The organism is Leptospira bandrabouensis (assembly GCF_004770905.1).
In the GTDB taxonomy this organism is placed as follows: Bacteria; Spirochaetota; Leptospiria; order Leptospirales; family Leptospiraceae; genus Leptospira_A; species Leptospira_A bandrabouensis.
The window spans coordinates 611018-628488 of the sequence record NZ_RQHT01000014.1; the positions used below are offsets into that span (position 1 = coordinate 611018).

Annotated in this window: 18 protein-coding genes; 8 read left to right on the forward strand and 10 right to left on the reverse strand. The window is 38.3% G+C overall.

Annotated features, from left to right (window positions below; translation table 11 throughout):
- Positions 1 to 52 precede the first annotated feature (52 nt).
- Positions 53 to 1084, forward strand: a complete 1032-nt coding sequence (locus EHR07_RS10035) for a DUF2804 domain-containing protein (RefSeq protein ID WP_135744961.1) — start codon at positions 53 to 55, stop codon at positions 1082 to 1084.
- Positions 1085 to 1091: 7 nt separating this feature from the next.
- Here EHR07_RS10035 and EHR07_RS10040 read toward each other — a convergent pair whose 3' ends face one another.
- Together EHR07_RS10040 and EHR07_RS10045 are read right to left on the reverse strand one after the other, a co-directional pair.
- Entirely contained in the window at positions 1092 to 4178 is a 3087-nt protein-coding gene (locus EHR07_RS10040) for an efflux RND transporter permease subunit (RefSeq protein WP_135744962.1), read from the reverse strand.
- 66 nt (positions 4179 to 4244) lie between these two features.
- Complete coding sequence (locus EHR07_RS10045; protein ID WP_135744963.1) at positions 4245 to 4916, reverse strand: DsbA family oxidoreductase; 672 nt, start codon at positions 4914 to 4916, stop codon at positions 4245 to 4247.
- Positions 4917 to 4968: 52 nt separating this feature from the next.
- Between EHR07_RS10045 and EHR07_RS10050 the strand changes: the two genes are divergently transcribed.
- Entirely contained in the window at positions 4969 to 6153 is a 1185-nt protein-coding gene (locus tag EHR07_RS10050; protein WP_135744964.1) for an Acg family FMN-binding oxidoreductase, read from the forward strand.
- Here EHR07_RS10050 and EHR07_RS10055 read toward each other — a convergent pair.
- The 4 genes from EHR07_RS10055 to EHR07_RS10070 are packed head-to-tail and all read right to left on the reverse strand — an operon-like array spanning position 6150 to position 8989.
- Positions 6150 to 6950 carry an EAL domain-containing protein gene (locus EHR07_RS10055; protein WP_208739745.1) on the reverse strand — a complete coding sequence of 267 codons (801 nt, stop codon included), beginning with the start codon at positions 6948 to 6950 and terminating at the stop codon, positions 6150 to 6152. The genes EHR07_RS10050 and EHR07_RS10055 overlap by 4 nt on opposite strands.
- Positions 6951 to 7003: 53 nt before the next feature.
- Positions 7004 to 7990 (reverse strand): sulfite exporter TauE/SafE family protein, encoded by a 987-nt coding sequence (locus EHR07_RS10060; protein WP_135744965.1) that lies wholly within the window; start codon positions 7988 to 7990, stop codon positions 7004 to 7006.
- A gap of 5 nt (positions 7991 to 7995) precedes the next feature.
- Positions 7996 to 8568, reverse strand: coding sequence for an LIC12231 family lipoprotein (locus EHR07_RS10065; RefSeq protein WP_135744966.1), 573 nt, complete (start codon positions 8566 to 8568; stop codon positions 7996 to 7998).
- Positions 8549 to 8989: a hypothetical protein gene (locus EHR07_RS10070; RefSeq protein WP_135744967.1), complete on the reverse strand. Its 441-nt coding sequence runs from the start codon at positions 8987 to 8989 to the stop codon at positions 8549 to 8551. Before EHR07_RS10070 ends, EHR07_RS10065 begins: the two co-directional genes overlap by 20 nt.
- Positions 8990 to 9139: 150 nt before the next feature.
- On the opposite strand from EHR07_RS10070, the gene EHR07_RS10075 reads away from it, so the two are divergent.
- The gene (locus EHR07_RS10075) at positions 9140 to 9553 is read left to right on the forward strand and encodes a hypothetical protein (protein ID WP_135744968.1); all 414 of its coding nucleotides are present in this window, start codon (positions 9140 to 9142) and stop codon (positions 9551 to 9553) included.
- On the opposite strand, the gene EHR07_RS10080 is transcribed toward EHR07_RS10075, so the two are convergent.
- Positions 9538 to 10374, reverse strand: a complete 837-nt coding sequence (locus EHR07_RS10080; RefSeq protein WP_135744969.1) for a YihY/virulence factor BrkB family protein — start codon at positions 10372 to 10374, stop codon at positions 9538 to 9540. The genes EHR07_RS10075 and EHR07_RS10080 overlap by 16 nt on opposite strands.
- A gap of 110 nt (positions 10375 to 10484) precedes the next feature.
- Between EHR07_RS10080 and EHR07_RS19090 the strand changes: the two genes are divergently transcribed.
- From EHR07_RS19090 to EHR07_RS10095, 4 genes are read left to right on the forward strand one after another with little or no spacing between them, the layout of a single operon-like run.
- Positions 10485 to 10646, forward strand: coding sequence for a hypothetical protein (locus EHR07_RS19090; protein WP_004786402.1), 162 nt, complete (start codon positions 10485 to 10487; stop codon positions 10644 to 10646).
- A 49-nt stretch (positions 10647 to 10695) separates the two neighbouring features.
- Complete coding sequence (locus EHR07_RS10085) at positions 10696 to 12636, forward strand: ABC-F family ATP-binding cassette domain-containing protein (RefSeq protein WP_135744970.1); 1941 nt, start codon at positions 10696 to 10698, stop codon at positions 12634 to 12636.
- Positions 12636 to 12977: a rhodanese-like domain-containing protein gene (locus EHR07_RS10090; protein ID WP_002977207.1), complete on the forward strand. Its 342-nt coding sequence runs from the start codon at positions 12636 to 12638 to the stop codon at positions 12975 to 12977. Before EHR07_RS10085 ends, EHR07_RS10090 begins: the two co-directional genes overlap by 1 nt.
- Positions 12978 to 12979: 2 nt before the next feature.
- Complete coding sequence (locus EHR07_RS10095; protein ID WP_135744971.1) at positions 12980 to 14029, forward strand: 3-deoxy-7-phosphoheptulonate synthase; 1050 nt, start codon at positions 12980 to 12982, stop codon at positions 14027 to 14029.
- Positions 14030 to 14153: 124 nt separating this feature from the next.
- Here EHR07_RS10095 and panB read toward each other — a convergent pair whose 3' ends face one another.
- The 3 genes from panB to EHR07_RS10110 are packed head-to-tail and all read right to left on the reverse strand — an operon-like array spanning position 14154 to position 16276.
- Positions 14154 to 14960 carry a 3-methyl-2-oxobutanoate hydroxymethyltransferase gene (gene panB, locus EHR07_RS10100; protein WP_135744972.1) on the reverse strand — a complete coding sequence of 269 codons (807 nt, stop codon included), beginning with the start codon at positions 14958 to 14960 and terminating at the stop codon, positions 14154 to 14156.
- Positions 14935 to 15408, reverse strand: a complete 474-nt coding sequence (gene folK / locus EHR07_RS10105; RefSeq protein ID WP_020776805.1) for a 2-amino-4-hydroxy-6-hydroxymethyldihydropteridine diphosphokinase — start codon at positions 15406 to 15408, stop codon at positions 14935 to 14937. The genes panB and folK overlap by 26 nt, the downstream gene beginning before the upstream one ends.
- Before the next feature lie 4 nt (positions 15409 to 15412).
- A complete protein-coding gene (locus EHR07_RS10110) occupies positions 15413 to 16276 on the reverse strand; it encodes an ATP-binding protein (RefSeq protein WP_167483369.1) in 864 nt (287 codons plus the stop codon).
- Between the two features lie 233 nt (positions 16277 to 16509).
- Here EHR07_RS10110 and fcpA point away from each other — a divergent pair, with 233 nt between their 5' ends.
- A complete protein-coding gene (fcpA, locus tag EHR07_RS10115) occupies positions 16510 to 17412 on the forward strand; it encodes a flagellar coiling protein FcpA (RefSeq protein ID WP_135744974.1) in 903 nt (300 codons plus the stop codon).
- Positions 17413 to 17471: the final 59 nt, after the last annotated feature.

A 17471-nucleotide genomic window follows, 5' to 3' on the forward strand; every position in this document is an offset into this window, starting at 1 on the left:
GAATCTGATAAAAACTTCTAGCCGAAAGTAATAAATCCTTTTAAATCGGTTCATGCCAGAGATTAAAAAACAAATCCCTCTACTCAATGCCGATGGAACCCTCACTGAAGAAGGTTGGGCAAGGTCACCTCTATGGACCTATAATCGCGAAAACATTGCAGCCTCAGCTCTAAGAATCAAAGAATGGGATTATTACTCCATTTTATCTCCTTCAAAAGATTTTGGAATTACAATCACTGCATCTGATTTGGGTTATGCGGGATTATTTGCTATTTGTTTTTTGGATTTTAAAAAAGGAATATTCAAACAAATTGACACCCTTTCCGTTTTACCTCTTGGTAAAACTGGATTCCCACGTGTGAATCATAGTGGAGTCGTTCAATTCGAGGACAAAAAACTTCGTATCCGTTTTGAAATGATACCTGGAAAAAGAATATTAGAGTTTGAATCTAAGTCTTTTGAAGCTCCAGATGGAGGCAAAGGAATCCAAGGTAAAATTGAACTGAGTGAACCAAAAATGGATTCAATGAATATCGCAACTTCATGGAAAGAAAACAGAAAGGCATTTTATTATAATACCAAAATCAATTGTATGCCTGCATCTGGCCAAGTACAAGTAGGTAATACTAGTTATCAATTTGATTCCCAAAAAGATTTTGGTGGATTGGATTGGGGACGCGGAGTATGGACTTATAAAAATAGATGGTATTGGGGTTCCGTATCCGCATGGTTAGGTGGAAAACCTTTTGGACTCAACTTAGGATATGGGTTTACTGATAGGACTCCTGCTTCAGAAAACGTCATCTTTTACGATGGCAAAATTCATAAACTCGATGAAGTAAATTTTATCATCGATACTAAAAATTATATGGCACCTTGGAAATTCACTTCCAATAACAATCGTTTGGAATTGGATTTTACACCTATTGTGGATCGAAGTTCCTATATGAATTTTTTAGTGATTAAAACAGTCCAACACCAAGTGTTTGGAAAATTTAATGGAACAGTGATTTTAGATGATGGGAAAAAACTAAAACTCGAGAACATCCTCGGTTTTGCCGAAGACGTTCTGAATCATTACTAACAAATTTTTATTTTCGTTTCTTTAGTTTGTAATAAGCAGAGAAACTAGCGGGGATAAAGATAAGGGATCCAAAGGTTCCAAATCCAAGTCCCCAAGCTAATGACAATGTCATTGGAATGAGAAGTGGATCTGATCCACCTATCGCGTATGCAGTGGGAATCATACCCGCCATCGTTGTCATTGTTGTAACTAAAATTGGTCGGAACCTTTCCGAAGAGGCAGTAACCAAAGACTCATACAAACCTTCGCCTTTTGCTTGGAATTCTTGAATTGTATCTACAAGTACAATCGAAGCATTCACAATCACTCCCGCAAGACCAATGATTCCAATCATGGCAAGAAAACTTAAAGCCTTTCCAGAAATCAAAAATCCGAACACAACTCCTACAAATCCCAATGGAATGGAAAGTAAGATGAGTATAGGTTTTTTAATACTATTGAAGATGATCGCAAGTATGGCAAAAATTCCAAAAAGGGCAAGCACTCCAGCAATCAAAAGGGATACCATTGATTTTGCAGTCTCTTCTTGTTCCCCTCTAAATTTGATTTTATAACCAGGATATTTTTTGCCAATGTTTCCAAATTCATCTACAATTTTACTATTTACGATGGAAGAACTTGTGATTGCTTCGTTTACATCGGCAAGAACCGTAATTGCTTTTTCATAATCATTATGATACAAAGCTTCGATTCCTTGGACAGTAGTTTTAGTTGTTACTGCAGTAATCGGTGTTAGAAGGCCAAATTTGTTTGAGATTTGAATGGAATCCAAATCTTCAACTCCATCTCGAAACTTGTCATCGTTTTGAATAATAATTCGAACTTCATCCTTACCTTTACGTAAGTTAGATGCCTCTAGTCCTTCCATTGCCGTACGAACATAATATGCCGTAATTTCAGTATCAATTCCAGTGATAGCAGAGGCAGTATCTTTTACTCGAATTTGAATTTCTTCTCTACCTGGTTTGTAATCATCGTTGATATTGATGACTCCATCTTGTTTTCTAAGAAAATCTTGCATCTCGTTGGAAATTTGTTTTAGGATTTTATAATCCCTTCCTTCTATTGCAACAGTGACGGCAGCACCAATAGGAGGTCCGTTAACTACCAAATCCACCATCACAGATACTGCATTCGGTAGTTTTTTTAAATCGGGTTCCAATTCACCAAAAATTTCCTGAGCGGTTCGTTTCCTTTCTGTTTCAGGAACTAAAATGATTTGTGCCATTCCTAACTGCTCCCCTATCCGAGTTAATGGATCGGTAGGATCTGTTTGTTGGATTCCAATTTTTAAAATAATACTTTGTACTTCTTTTTTAGGAATTTTATCCAAAATAGGTTGGAAATATTGCAGTTGTTTTGCGGTCTCTTGCGAAGAAAAGTCAGGCGGAAATTCCGCACGAACCATCACATAATCAATCCCTTCCTTGGGAAATAAATTAAAATTCATCAGCCCTACAAGCCCGCAGGATGATAGAAACACAATGAGAACGGAACCAAGTGTTAAAAATGGACGATTCACAACGCGAGTAATGAAACGTGTAAATCCAGACTTTAAAGAATCAAATCCATTGTCTAAAATCGATCGAAACTTATCACGATGTTTAGAACGTTTTTTTACTTCATGCGAAGTAAACTGTGCATAACGCACAGGAAGTAGTAAAAATGATTCAAACAAAGATAAAGTCAAAGCCACAATCACCATAAATGGAATTTGCCAGATGAATTTACCCATAATTCCAGACATAAATGCCATTGGTAAAAATGCCGCAACGGTTGTTAAATAAGAACCAATGATGGGAACAAACAGTTCGCTTGCACCAAGAACGGCGGCTTCTTTTGAATCCATTTTCCGAGATCTATGTTTGTATATATTTTCGGAAATGATGATGCTATTATCTACAAGCATCCCTAGTGAGATGATAATCCCAAGCATCGATACTAAATTGAAAGATACATCAAAGATAGGAAATGCAATGGTTGTTGCAAATAACGTTAGCGGCAATGAAAGACTTGTGAGTAACGAATCTTTCAAACTAAAAAATAGAATGAGTACAACAACCACCAAAAACAAACCTTGCAGCGAATTGGTGATCACGACATCCAATCGTTTGATGGCACGAGCCCCTTCATTATTTAATTCTGTAAATTGAATATTCGCAGGTATTTGTTTTTTTAATTCGCTAATTCTTTCCTGAACAGCTTGTACAGTACGAATGATATCTGCACTATCTTTTTTAATGATTTGTAAAACATAGGCTGGTTCGCCATTTACAATAGCAATGACTCGAGGCCTTTCATAAGTATCTTTTACATTTGCTACTTGAGATAATAAAATTGTATTTCCAGTTTCATTAGAACGAATAGGAATATTTTTAATATCATTGATTTCATTAATTTCTCCCGTCACACGTATGTCTTGTGTAATCGGCCGTAAAAAAGATCCAGCTGGAACACTGATATTTCGTTTCGAAATAGCGTTGATGATATCAGAAAATCCAAGTGTATATCGTTTTTTTAACTCGGGATCCACACGAATGCGCCATTCCTCTTTTCGTTTACCAAAAGCATCCACACGCGAAACACCTGTTACTTTGCGCATTTCATCTTCGATAAACCTACCCATTTCCTGAAGTTCCATTTCATTCATAGCACCGTGTATCGCCATTTCTAACACGGGAAAGTTGGAACTTTTTTGTTCAGTGACAATGGGGCGATCTTTCACTTGTATCGGTAAATTGGTGACACGATCTACAGCACGCCTGATATCATTGACAACACCATCGGGGTTATTATGTTCTAAATCAATTTTGATACTAATATCGGATTCGGAGTTTCGAGAAATGGAACGAACCGAATCCAAACCTTCTACTTCGCGTAACTTCTCTTCGATGGGAATGGTTACTTTTTTTTCCACATCCACTGGGCTTGCCCCAGGATATACGGTAAGGACTCGCACTTGGCGAAAATTCACTCGAGGAAATGCTTCCCGTTTCATAGATAAAACTGAAATCATTCCCGCAAGGAACAAAAAGATAAAAACCAAATTGGCAACTAATGGTTTATAGACGAAGAAATGAATAATTTTTTTCATAAATAGATTGCTGGTAGAATCAATCTAAAAATCTTGAATGTCGGGTCAAGATGAAACGTTAATTTATCAACTTGGTTTTTCTGATTCGCGTTCTTTTAATACAGTTTCAATGACTTCTACAAAAACAGAAGCATCTTGTGCCCCGCTCACAGCATACTTTCCACCTATGATAAAGTAAGGAACGCCACTAATTCCATTTTGGTGGTAATAAGAAATTTCCTGTCTGATATTTTCTTTGAGTTCAGGATTTGAATAGATGGCTTCAAATTTGGTGCGATCTTTATAAATCGGTTCTGCTACTTCCCAAATCACTTCCTTATTTGTAAGGTCTTTTCCTTCAGTAAAGTTCGCGGCAAAAAACAAATCTACGAGTTTTGCTTGTTCTTCTAAAGTCGAAAGTCCCGCAACCAGGGCGTGTAAAATGAGTGTATTGGTAGCTTTTGGGATAGCTTCAAATTGAAAAGGAATGCCTACCGATTTTCCAATTTCTGTCAATCGTTGCCAAGCACCATCCAACCGATCCAAACTTCCAAATTTTTGTGTTAGGTGCTCTTTGTAATCAATCCCAGATTCAGGAATTTCTGGAGAAAGTTGGAAAGGTCTCCATCGAACTTGGGGATCAATTTTGTTACCTACAGTCTGGAGGGCCAACTCTAGTTTCTTTTTTCCGACATAACACCAGGGACAAGCTACATCAGAGACGATATCAATGGAAAAAGGTTCAGAGTTGGTTGACATTTTATATTAGACTCCTATCCAATTAAGGTTTAGAACCATAAATGGAAAAATAATGAAGCTCACAAGAAAAAGTTTTTTATGGAACAGTTTGGCCTCAGGTGCCCTAGTGTCACTCTCTGCATTACAAAATAATTTATATGCTTATAGCACTACAGATGCAACACTCCATAGACAAGATCCCTTAGGATTTGCGGAGTCCCTTGGTTTAACCAAACCAATAGACCAGATCCTTGTCACAGCTCTCCTGGCACCCAATTCCCATAATTCGCAACCATGGAAAATAAAGAAGGTTTCCGATTCAGAATTTTTACTTTTTGGAGATAAAGAAAAACAACTTATTGAAATCGATTCTCTCAACAGACAATTTTTCCACACACAAGGTTGTTTTTTGGAACTTGCTCATTTAACAGCCGATAAACTAATGTTTGATACAAAAATCACCTACTTCCCAAAAGGCAAACCGGAACCAAAAACCTTTTCTAATTTGCCCGTTGCAAAATTTGAAATTTTCCCAAAAACTAAATGTGTTCATGATTTTTTATTTGCCGGTGTCCCCAATCGTAGAATGAACCGTTCCGTTTATTCTGGTAATTTAATTTCCAAGGAAGAAATAGAAGACTTAAAAATTTTAATGGGTCCCACAAAACATAAATTACTCTTCGTAAATGATCCAAAACAATTAGAATCCATACTTCCTATTTTGGATGCGGCCTTTGCAATGGAAACCAATCGTACGGAATCCAACGAACTGAATCGGAAATGGTTTCGTGTTTCGAAAGAAGACATTTATACAAAACGAGATGGACTCACATTAGAAGGAAATGGACTTTCAGGAATCAAACTTTGGTTTGCAAAAACATTCTTTGTGGATCTATCGAAAGAATCATGGCACTCTGAATCTGCCAAAGAAGCGGGAATTCAAATGTTCCAAAAGCAAGTGTATTCTTCTAAGGCACTTGTGTTTTTCATCACGGAAGGATCTGATGAGGAAAGAACTTGGATAGAAACTGGCCGGGATTTTATGCGTCTCACTTTGGCATGTGCAGTCAGAGAAGTTGCCTTTCACACCATGAACCAATCGGTAGAAGATTATCCTGAAAGTAGAGAGTTCACCAAACAATTGAAAACGATCCTTGGTCTAAAATCAAAAGAACAAATCCAATTGATAGCAAGGATGGGAAGGAGTTCGTACGAATACAATTCCCCTAGACGTGAATTGAGTAGTTTCCTGATTTAAATAGCGGGATAGACAACTTCACCCGCAGATTCAAAAGCTGGTTTGGAAAACAAGTACCCTTGGTAGAGAGAAATTCCCATATCTACCAAAACTTTCAATTCATCGGTAGTCTCTACACCTTCAGCTATCACTGCGATTCCAATTTCCTGGCATACATTTGCAATGGCTTTGGTTAATTTTTGAGCTACAGAATTGGTATGGATGTTTCGGATCAGTTCCATATCTAACTTAATGAGGTCGGGTTGGAATTTAGCGAGTAAATTGAGTCCAGAGTATCCCGAACCAAAATCATCAATCGCAGTCAAAAAACCATATTGCTTATAAGTTTTAAAAATATTAATGATATGATCATGGTCTTGCACCTCTTCGCCTTCCGTTAATTCAAACACCAATCGATTTAAAGGAAATTGAAATTCTTTACTTGCCTCAAGGGTCGCTCGAATACAAGTCTCTGGTTGGTAAACAGCATTCGGCAAAAAGTTAATATTCAAATAAGATGGAATCCCAATTTGACTTGCAAGTTGGATAGCTTTGATACGACAAGATTGATCAAACTGATATCTGTTATTGGAGTTTACTTTGGAAAGTATGGAATAAGCAGATTCCCCTTTGGTTCCACGAACCAGTGCTTCATGAGAATAAATATTTTTTTTGTTCCAATCAACAATGGGTTGGAAAGCCATTGTAAATGAAAAATCTAAACCTGCCCCATTGCGGCATTCGGCACAACTATATAATTTGGGAACCTTTCCTTCTTTTGTTGTAACTAGTTGGTCTTCGGGAAATTTTAATTTCATAATGCCGTTATATAACTTAGACGAAATCTATAATGGGAAACAAAAAATGGCAATTAGAATTTTGGAAGTTTTCCGAGTACATACCATACCACTACCAAAAATTGAAAGATAGCAGTAACAAGGAGAATACTATATGGTTTCGCATTCACTGCTTTTAGAGAACCAATCCTTGCCCCAAAAATCCCACCAAAACTTCCAATGATTGCTAATTCCAAATGTAACTTCCCTTGCATAAAAAAAAGCACACTGGTTCCAAAAGAAGTAAGAAAGATTCCTAAAAAAGACGTAGCCACCGCTTCCACAGGACTCATGCGAAAATAATAAACAAATAATGGAACAGCGAGAAATCCTCCGCCAATTCCAAATAAAGAAGAGAACAAACCAAAAAATATTCCCGTAAGAAGAACTATCGATATAGATTTGGGAGAGTAGGAAAAGGATTCTTCCTCGTTTTCGTTAATTTTCGAATCAGTTGCCCTTTGAGAATTTATATTTTGATTTGATCCAGATGATAAAGATCCAACCGACGGAATTGGATTTGAAATTTGTGACTGCACTTCTATCGATTGAAAGTATTTCCTTCTTCTCTTTAAAGCAGTGATCATATTATAAATTGCGAGGATGCCGAGAAAAAAAGTAAAAACAATGAGATAAATAAACTCCGATAATGGAATTCCGTAATACAGTTGTTTGCCGAGTTCTGTATCTTCAAATCTTCCAAACTTATAGGCAGTATACTGAGCCGAAGGAATTGATGTACAAAGCAAAAGTAGGCCTTGTTTCCAACGAATTTTATTATTTTTGTAATAAACTAAAAGTCCTGAAAGAGAAGACACAGGCATCTGCGCTAAAGAAACGGCAACTGCTTGAACAGCCGTTAAATGAAAAAAACTATGAAAGAAGGGAGTGTAAATAAATCCACCCCCGAGTCCCAAAAAGGAAGCTAAATATCCAACAAAAAAACCAACTCCAAATACAACTATGATCCCTGGCCAAAAACCCCAGACAAATTCATTGTATATTTGAAAGTTGAAATCCAATGGTTTTAGAAATGTTCCTTAGCATCCTCAAAAAACTTGAGTGTCATTCTTTCGAATACCTCTCGTTCTGTAGCCGTTTCAAAATTATACCAAGAAATAGGAATGAAAAGTAACCACTGCGCATAATTTCTAAAGATATGATATTCATAGGTTCCCACTTTTTTTCCATCTTTATAAAGTAGGTATTGCACATCGTACCCATCTTGTGTGGACCAAGCAGGAATGAGAGTGGCAGTCAAAGTGGAAATTCCAAGAAACACAGTTGCTTCTGGAGACGGTGAACGGTAGTTAACCTTTACATTTACCAAATACCCAGATTTAGGTACATCCACACCTTCCACTGTGTTTTTAAAACGAGTTTTGTTTTGAAAATAGTTTTTTAAAGCTTCTCGTCCCCCTAAATTCATTTGAGGAAAAGTTGGCAGAGCATAAACAAAGTTGGCATCATTCGATTTTTCTTCTGCAGGCAAAGGAAGAATTTTAGGATGATCTTTATAACTGATTAAACAATTAGTGAGTATAAAAAATAAAGGGAAAAGTATTCCGATTTTAAAAACTTTAGTTCTGGCTGTGGTCATGTAATCCGTCCTCATCATGTCTTCTTTCTAATTCTTCGTACAATTCTTCTTGGTCTTCACTAAAAAATAATTCAAATCCAATGCGAAGACAAACAGGATCATCTTCGATGGAAACATTGCTAGGTAAAATTAAATTCATTACATAAAATGTATTCGATTCTGCTTCTTCTAAAAAAACTTCTGTAGCATCCCATTCATCAAATTCTTCTACACCGGGTTTACGAAATTCTTTTAAAATTTCATCGAAGGGTTCTGTGATGTAGTTAAATTCACCTGATTCACTATCGATGATAAACTGAATATGGTGGCAACCTGGCCCCTCTTCCTCTAATGGACTTAAGACCAAACTACCACAAGCTGGGCAATGGATGACGGGATCGATTGCACCGCTTGGCCAATTGATATTGATGGTTTCGATCATGTTGCAAACCTCAGGTCCCCATCCTAATGGAACTCATTCTTAGGGAAACTGGAATTTGTTTTTCTTTGTAAAAAACCACTTAAAACTTCAAATGAAAAAGATAGATAGAATTTACAATAAATACGATATTTTAATTCTATCAAAAAAGAAATGGGAATCACTGCCGAATACCAATCTGCTTTTACATCCAGCTTTCAGGAGTTTTTTGGAAATGCTAAAGATGTGGGTTGGGAACTTTACCACCTGAGTTCAGAACCGGATAATGATTTTCCTAGTTGGTTAACCTTTACCATCAGAAATCCGTTAGGTGGAAGAGCATTAGTATTTCGTTATCATCACCAAGAGAACAAATTTTATGCCCATCTCAAGGTCCAAGTCATTCCAGGAGAAGAAAACTGGAGTTTAGACCAGTTATTTCATAAAAAAGGATACACAGATCTCGATGCTGATGATATCCTTTCTTCCGGTGGAGAGTGGCTCTTTTTTTCACTCGCACGTCACTACTTCGGAATTATCATATCGTTCTGTCCACGGATTCTAGAGCCTGATTATTTTTTAGATTGAGACTTTTTATTCCGGTCATCGGCAAGGACTTGGTTCCATAAAAATCCCCAAATAAAAAACGTCGAGTTGATATAAGTATACAACATAAGAACTACCATTTTAGAAATCAGATCGTAAGCTAAGGAATAATTCACTCCTACGTTTTTCATTTTTAAATAAAACTGAAATCCAAAACTCATTCCAAGAACCAAAAGAGAGGCAAAAATGGCTCCGGGTAAATTCTCTTTTAAAGTCGTTTTTGCTTTGGTAATATAAGCATAATAAAATGTAAATAGTCCAATGCTATAGGGTAAAATAATGAGAGAGACAGATAAATAAGGATGGTTTCGAAAAAAACCAAATCGAAACTTTTGGAACAACAACCTTTCTGTTTGCACCATTCCATAAGTTAAATAAAAATACAAAACAAGTAAAACAAGAGAGATCACAAGCAAACGAAAGTTAATCCACTGAGATGCGATAAATCCAACTTTGGTTTCATCCCGAGAAATAAACCGAAGGGCTTTGGATATGGTTCCAAAAATCGTTAAACTCGAAAAAAAGGAAATCGCTATGCTAAGAGCAATTACATTATAACTCTTAACTTTTGTTAGATTTTCGACACTTTTGTCAATGGGTTGGAAAATGGGAGCCGGTAAAAATTTTCCAATTTGATCCGTCATCAAATTGATGGTTTTTGGATCTTGCAAAAGTCCAAGTAAGGTCACAAAAACAACGAGAAGCGGAAAAAGCGTAAGAAGAAAAGTAAAGGAAAGTTCCGAAGCAAGTCCGTGGACATCATACAGGTAAACTTCGCTGAAAAATCGTCGGAGTCGTTTCATGAGGTCAATTTGCAACTTGTCAGTATTTTTGTCTTATTTTTCTTGCAGTCTCGATTCATGAGGAAACCCTGGAAGAATCTCAGTGACGTACCTAAAAGGGGAAAACTTCCATGTCAGAAGAAAAAGAAAAGAAGAACAAAAAAATCGCGAAAATGACGGTAGCTGAAATTGATGCGGCCATCAAAAAGTCAGTGGAAACTATGAACGGCGAATCTAGCCTTTATGTGAAACACCTTCGCGAAAGAAAAGAGGAACTTCTAGCCAAAAAATAAGGTTAGTCCCTCCTAAATCCCCGCCGTTTGGCGGGTTTTCACAAGCGCATTGATCCAATTCATCCAAATCTATCAACACTTTGGCCCCAAAGTCCTCTTTGAGGGTTTCAGTTGGCATATCAAACCGGGGTGCCGGGTTGCCATCGTTGGGCCCAACGGTTCTGGAAAAACTACTCTTTTCCAAATGGCCGCAGGAAAGATGAAACCCGAATCTGGGGAAGTCATTCGTTCCAAAAATACCGTCCTTTCCCTTTTCCAACAGATCCCCGAATTTAACCCCGAGACATCTGTCATCGACACTGTCCTTGATGAAAACAAACTGTATGCAGAATACGATGGGAAACGGAAACTCATCGAATCCAAATTCGAAACGATAAGTCACGATGATCCCGCTTTTGAGGAACTCCTCCACGAACAAAGTGATTTGGAAGAATTTGCCCACTTACACGACTTACACGGTCTTGAAGCTCGTGCCAAAAAAATTCTATCGGGACTTGGATTTTCTACGGCAGACTTCCAAAGGAAAACCAAAGAGTTTTCCCCCGGTTACCACCACCGCATTGGTCTTGCCATTGCCCTTCTTAATCCACATAATTTATTACTTTTGGATGAACCCACAAACCATTTGGATGACAAAACCAAATCTTGGTTAGCTGACTTTCTTGTCTCACAGAACCAAGCCTTTGTGTTAGTGACACACGATCCTGAATTTTTAAACCAAACAGTGGATACTATCATTGAAATCAATCCTCATGGAACGTTTGAATTCCAAGGTAGTTTGGAAGAATTTTTTGAAGCCAAAAATGAAATCCAAGAAAAACTAAAAGCACAATTCGAAAAAGAAGAAAGTTATCTCAAAAGCCGCATGGAATGGGTGGAACGATTTCGTGCCCAAGCCACCAAAGCAAGACAAGTCCAATCGGTCATCAAACGATTGGAAAAAAGAGACAAACTAGACAATCCAGAAGAATCTTTCTGGAACCAAAAACCAGACTACCAATTCCAATTTCTTCCTTCCAGTAATATCATCTTACGTTTGGAAAATGCTTCATTTTCTTATCCTGATAAAAACACAGGTGTGAAAAAAACGATTTTTGAAAATGCAGAAATTGAAATTTCTGCTGGCGACAAAGTGGCGTTAGTTGGTCCCAATGGAGCAGGAAAATCAACACTTATGCGTTGTCTTTTGGAGAAACACAAGTTGGATTCTGGTTCTATCTATTATGGCCCCAAAACCAAACTAGGATATTTTTCCCAAACGCACGGGGAAGATTTAGATGAAAGCCTGAACCTAGTGGAAACTGTATTAAAAAAATATCCGGAGCTCAGTGAAGAAAGGGCAAGAACCCTCCTCGGGCATTTTGCCTTTCCTGGGGATGGAGTTTTTAAATCCGTAAAACACCTATCAGGTGGAGAACAAAGTCGGCTTCGGTTGGCCCTCCTCGTCAACCACCCCTCCAATTGTTTATTTTTGGATGAACCCACAAACCATTTGGACATTGTGATCCGGGAAGCAGTCAAACGAGCTCTCATTGATTTTCCAGGAAGCCTTCTCATTATTAGCCATGATCCCGACTTTATGAAGGGACTTTGTAACCGCACCTTCCAACTTTCCGGCGGAGTTTTGCAAAATCTAAATTGTAGTTTTGATGATTACCTCAAGTTCCATAAGGAAGAGGAAACGGAATCTCCGGCCCAAAATACTTCTAACAAATCTAAATTGGAAGAAAAAAAGGCCAATCCGCAAGCCAGCAAAAACAAACGAAAGAAATTAGAGAAAGAAATTGCCGATTTGGAAGTCCAAATAGAGAGACTGGAAAAAAATAAAAAGGACAAAGAGGAACTTTTACAGGATCCAGAGTTCTTTAAAAACAGAAGTTTTCAGTTGGAAATGGACACTTATAACGATATTAAAAGAGAGATAAGCCTCCTTACGAAACGTTGGGAGGATATAACGATAGAACTAGAGGAAATGGGTGGAGTCACATAATGGTACCGGAAATCGATGTAGTGAGTTTTAAAAAACGTCTGGATGCGCGTGCAGAAGGAAAAGATGATTTTTTTGTATTGGATGTTAGAAACCCAAATGAACAACAAATTGCTTTAGTTCCTGGTACTGACAAACTCATTCCTGTAAGCGAACTTGCAGCTCGAATCGAAGAATTAAAAAACCAAATCGACAAAGAAATTTTGGTGTATTGCCGTTCCGGTGGAAGGTCAGGAATGGCCTGTGGAATTTTAGCCCAAGCAGGATTTAAGTCCTATAAAAACGTAGCCGGAGGAACTTTAGCTTATTCCGATTTAGTCGATCCTTCCATGCAAAAGTATTAATTATGAAACCTACAGCCAATTTAAGAATTTTAGAACAACATAGTCTTATCCCACCTTCGGTCATCATGGAAGAACTTCCATTGACGGATGCAGCCTCCGATGTAGTTCTCCGTACAAGAAGTGAAATTTCTGATATCATCCACGGAAAAGACAACAAGCGCATGTTAGTTGTAGTAGGACCATGTTCTGTCCACGACATTGGTGCGGTGATGGAATATGCATCTAAACTCAAACCAAAAATTGAAGAGTTTCAAAAAGAACTTCTGATTGTGATGCGAGTTTATTTTGAAAAACCAAGAACCACAGTTGGTTGGAAAGGACTCATCAATGATCCCGATTTAGATGGATCTTTTCATATCAACAAAGGGCTCCAACTTGCTCGTAAACTTTTATTAGATCTTAACAATATGGGAATCCCATGTGGGACAGAATTTTTAGATGTAATTTCACCACAGTACATTGCTGACTTAGTGGCTTGGGGTGCGATTGGTGCGAGAACCACTGAAAGCCAAGTCCACAGGGAACTCGCATCTGGACTTTCTGCACCTATCGGTTTTAAAAATGGAACCGATGGAAATGTTCAGATCGCTGTGGATGCCATTCGTTCCGCAAGTTCCAGCCATCATTTTCTTTCTGTGACCAACCAAGGAAGTAGTGCTATCTTTCGCACCGCAGGAAATAAAGACACTCATGTGATATTACGTGGGGGAAACAAAGGGCCTAACTTCGATGAGGCGTCAGTCAATGAAGTGGGTGCGCAAATTGAAAAAGCAGGTCTTCCCTCCAAAGTGATGATCGATTGTTCCCATGGAAATAGCCAAAAGGACTTTCGTAAACAACCAGCTGTGATTGATGCCGTAGCAGAACAATTTGCAAAAGGCAGCAAACATATTCTAGGTGTGATGATCGAAAGTCATTTAAAAGAAGGAAACCAGTCCATCGATGCCAAACCTCTGACCTATGGACAGTCCATCACAGATGCTTGTGTTTCTTGGGAAACAACGGTTCCTATGTTCGAAAGATTGGCAGAAGCTGCTAGAAAGAGAAAATAGGAAAACAAATTCTTCGTTCGGTTCGTTTGAGAGAGACTAAGTATTTCAACCTCTCTTCAGACGAATCAAACTTACACTAAGACAAAATAGGATTATTTTGACTTAGTAAATTCCTTCAAACCACCTATGTGTCTGAAAAAACGTGGGCTTCCGACGGATACTCACGTTTCGAAACTTCACGGTGGTATAAATTCACCGCATCCTTTACTGCCCCACTGAGATTCCCAAACTTCTTTAAAAACTTAGGATGAAAGTCTTCATTCAGGCCTAGCAAATCCTGCATCACAAGCACCTGGCCCGAAGTGTATTTTCCAGCTCCAATCCCAATGGTCGGAATGCGAATGGATTCTGTGATTTCTTTTCCGAGAGATTCGGGCACCATTTCGAGTAACAAAGCAAAGGCGCCTGCTTCAGCAAGTTCTCTGGATTTACGAACCATTTTGGAACGAGCGGCTTCTGTTTTTCCTTGGACACGGTGACCACCAAGAGTGTGCACCGATTGTGGAGTGAGACCCAAGTGAGCAAAAACCGGAATTCCTGATTCCGTCATTCGTTTTGTGAGTTCGATGATAAAGTCGGAATCTCCTTCCAGTTTCACACAAGAAGCATTGGTTTCTTTTAAAACACGGCCTGCAGAACGAATCCCTTCTTCGATCGATGTTTGGTAAGATAAAAACGGCAAATCAGCGATTATGGTTTTGTCGGGCGCTCCCTTACAAACTGCTTTTGTATGATAGATGATCTCATCCAAAGTGACAGGAAGAGTCGAATGATTTCCTTGGATCACCATTCCCAGAGAATCACCGACAAGGAGGCAATCCACTTCTGTTCTGTTGAAAAGTGTCGCAAAGGTATAATCGTAACAAGTGATGACAGAGATAGGTTCACCCGCATCGTATTTTTTTTTATACTGTAGAATAATGTTTTTCATGGTTTAGTTCCAAAAAGAGTGCATACACTCCAATTTCTCCCATATCAGTTAACAACTGTTTGATGAATGGTCTTGAATAAAGCGAATGGTGAGGCAAATGCAAAAAATCTGTTTTCATTACAACCGCTTCGTAGGTAAGAATATCGATGTCGATTTCTCTTGGGCCTTTCCAAGACCTACGTTTACGACCGAGTTTGTCCTCGATAGCTTGGAGAGAATCGAGTAAACAAGGAAGAGTGAAAGCAGAAGAAACCATTACCTTTAGAATTTGATTTAAAAAGTAAGGTTGGTTTGTGTTTTCGAGTGGAGCAGTTTCCAATCGTTCGGATTGTTTTAAAATTTGAACTTCTGGTAAGGTGGAAATTTCCCAAATTGCCTGGTCCATAAAATGGTGCCTGTCACCGATGTTCGAACCCAGAGACAAAAAGGCAATGTTGGAATATTTCATAATCTTACCTCTTTACAAACTTAGTGCGATAATCAGGACACTTGAGTTCAATTTCTTTGGTCATTTCCATGAGCCGCGAATAAATTCTACCTTGGCCTCGGTCTCTCCATTCAATGAGTGAATGGTTCGATGTCAGGAGAGTGAGTTTTTCTTGTTCATAACGACTGTCGATGAGATCGTATAACTTTCGATTGTTGAATTCGGATTCCTTTTGGACACCGAAGTCATCAATGACGAGAACATCCACGTTGGCAAATTCTCTTTCGATGGAACGTTCTTGCCCATGTGTTTCGCTATCGGACTGGTAAGTATCTCGAATAGCAGACAGAAAGTCTTTATTCACCTTAGCATACTTACAAGTGATCCCATATCGAAAAATAAGTTCGTTTAAAATCACACAGGCAAGGAGTGTTTTCCCTGAACCAGTCCCACCCCAAAGATAAAACCCCTGCGGAGTGAAATCTGCATTTTTAAATTTATGGACTAGTTCATTTGCCCAGTCGTGAGCAATGATAAAAGACATATCAGGGTCGCTTGCCGTGTCTCCTATGTCGATTGTAGACAAAAATTGGAACCGATACCTTGCCGGAATGTTGGCTTTTTCGACTAAATTCTCTAAGTTGCGAAGGGAAAACCTGGCATTATGACAAACACAAGGGAGCATTTTGTCCAACTTCCTGTCAAAAGTCATAAAGGGAGCTTGTCCTTTCGACTCACAAGTGTTACAGTCACTGCCGATACAATGGCAAAGGACTAGGGCCCCAGAACGTGAGCCACGAACATGTTCTGCTAAGGTAATTCCGACCCCGCCACAGGTTTTACACTGTGGATTTCCGTCTCGGATGGAAGTAATTTCGGATAAATTCATCTCCAAGGAGCAATCTTCTCGAATTCACTAAGCTGTCAAGGAATGAGATTTTTTAGGAGATTTAGGACTTATGTCGCTTTAAATCAAAGAGAATCGGAAGAAAAAGTTAACAATTAGGTTTTTTTCCGTATTAATTCGTTATTATTGACTCTTGCCATTCCGATACTTTCATTGAAGAAATAGATAAACCTATTTGTTCAAAATATTGAAAGAGACAAAAGGGTCACACGACTATGAAGATTATTAAGTATCTCCTTATTCTCCAACTGGTGTCCGGCTTCAGTGTGCTTTTCGCACAAACTCAGCCTGCTAACGCTCAAGAAAGCCAAGCGGCTAAAGATCAAGTCGACGAACTTCTCAAAGGCGAGCTCGTTCCTGAAAACGACGATGCAGAACTCACAGAAGACCAAAAAAAGAGAAAGAAAGAAATTATGGAACAGGAATCTCTTTGGAAGAATCCTGATTATAAAGGGTATAACAAAACTTTCCAAGAGTTACACCAACTTTCTAAAACTTTCGCAAACAACCAATTCCGTTTGGCTCTTTCTAACTACCAATCCGGTGTAAACACCATTATGAAAAATAGAGATTGGGTAGAACAATTCCGCAAAGAAGAAGCGGAAAAGAAACGCTTAGATGAAAAATGGTACTGGCAAAAAGTAGATCGTAAATCTAGAGAAGAACGTATTGTTTATCGTGAAAAAATGAAAGCGAAACAAGACGCTCTTAACTACTTCTCTAAATCGATCAACCACCTTGATGAAATCAAAAACCCTGACTTAAGAGAAAGACCTGAGTTTAAAAGACTTCTTTCTGATGTTTATCGTTCTTGGGTAATGGCTGAGTATGACCTTCAAAATCTTCCTCAGTGTATTCCAATTCTTGAACTTTACATCGAAATCGATGACAACGAGAAAGAATACCCTGCTCACAAGTATCTTGCAAGTGCATATAGCTTCGAAGAAAACATGATCAAAAAGACAAAAGGTCCAGATGATATGCTCTTCAAGTATCGTTACAAAAAGAACGTTCACTTATTACGTGCCACTGAGTTAAAATATGGAAAAGATTCTCCTGAATACAAACATATTGTTAACGTAATCAACCGAGATGAGGTTATTTCGGTAGCACAATAATCCCGAAAACATCTCTTTCAATGAGAAAGCCCGGCTTAACACTCCGGGCTTTTTTGTTT

Bases quoted from the DNA above. Each gene is read 5' to 3' on its own strand.
- EHR07_RS10035 (WP_135744961.1), top strand. From the start codon at position 53: ATGCCAGAGATTAAAAAACAAATCCCTCTACTCAATGCCGATGGAACC.
- EHR07_RS10040 (WP_135744962.1), bottom strand. From the start codon at position 4,178: ATGAAAAAAATTATTCATTTCTTCGTCTATAAACCATTAGTTGCCAAT.
- EHR07_RS10045 (WP_135744963.1), bottom strand. From the start codon at position 4,916: ATGTCAACCAACTCTGAACCTTTTTCCATTGATATCGTCTCTGATGTA.
- EHR07_RS10050 (WP_135744964.1), top strand. From the start codon at position 4,969: ATGAAGCTCACAAGAAAAAGTTTTTTATGGAACAGTTTGGCCTCAGGT.
- EHR07_RS10055 (WP_208739745.1), bottom strand. From the start codon at position 6,950: ATGAAATTAAAATTTCCCGAAGACCAACTAGTTACAACAAAAGAAGGA.
- EHR07_RS10065 (WP_135744966.1), bottom strand. From the start codon at position 8,568: ATGACCACAGCCAGAACTAAAGTTTTTAAAATCGGAATACTTTTCCCT.
- EHR07_RS10070 (WP_135744967.1), bottom strand. From the start codon at position 8,989: ATGATCGAAACCATCAATATCAATTGGCCAAGCGGTGCAATCGATCCC.
- EHR07_RS10075 (WP_135744968.1), top strand. From the start codon at position 9,140: ATGGGAATCACTGCCGAATACCAATCTGCTTTTACATCCAGCTTTCAG.
- EHR07_RS10080 (WP_135744969.1), bottom strand. From the start codon at position 10,374: ATGAAACGACTCCGACGATTTTTCAGCGAAGTTTACCTGTATGATGTC.
- EHR07_RS19090 (WP_004786402.1), top strand. From the start codon at position 10,485: ATGTCAGAAGAAAAAGAAAAGAAGAACAAAAAAATCGCGAAAATGACG.
- EHR07_RS10090 (WP_002977207.1), top strand. From the start codon at position 12,636: ATGGTACCGGAAATCGATGTAGTGAGTTTTAAAAAACGTCTGGATGCG.
- EHR07_RS10095 (WP_135744971.1), top strand. From the start codon at position 12,980: ATGAAACCTACAGCCAATTTAAGAATTTTAGAACAACATAGTCTTATC.
- panB (WP_135744972.1), bottom strand. From the start codon at position 14,960: ATGAAAAACATTATTCTACAGTATAAAAAAAAATACGATGCGGGTGAA.
- folK (WP_020776805.1), bottom strand. From the start codon at position 15,408: ATGAAATATTCCAACATTGCCTTTTTGTCTCTGGGTTCGAACATCGGT.
- EHR07_RS10110 (WP_167483369.1), bottom strand. From the start codon at position 16,276: ATGAATTTATCCGAAATTACTTCCATCCGAGACGGAAATCCACAGTGT.
- fcpA (WP_135744974.1), top strand. From the start codon at position 16,510: ATGAAGATTATTAAGTATCTCCTTATTCTCCAACTGGTGTCCGGCTTC.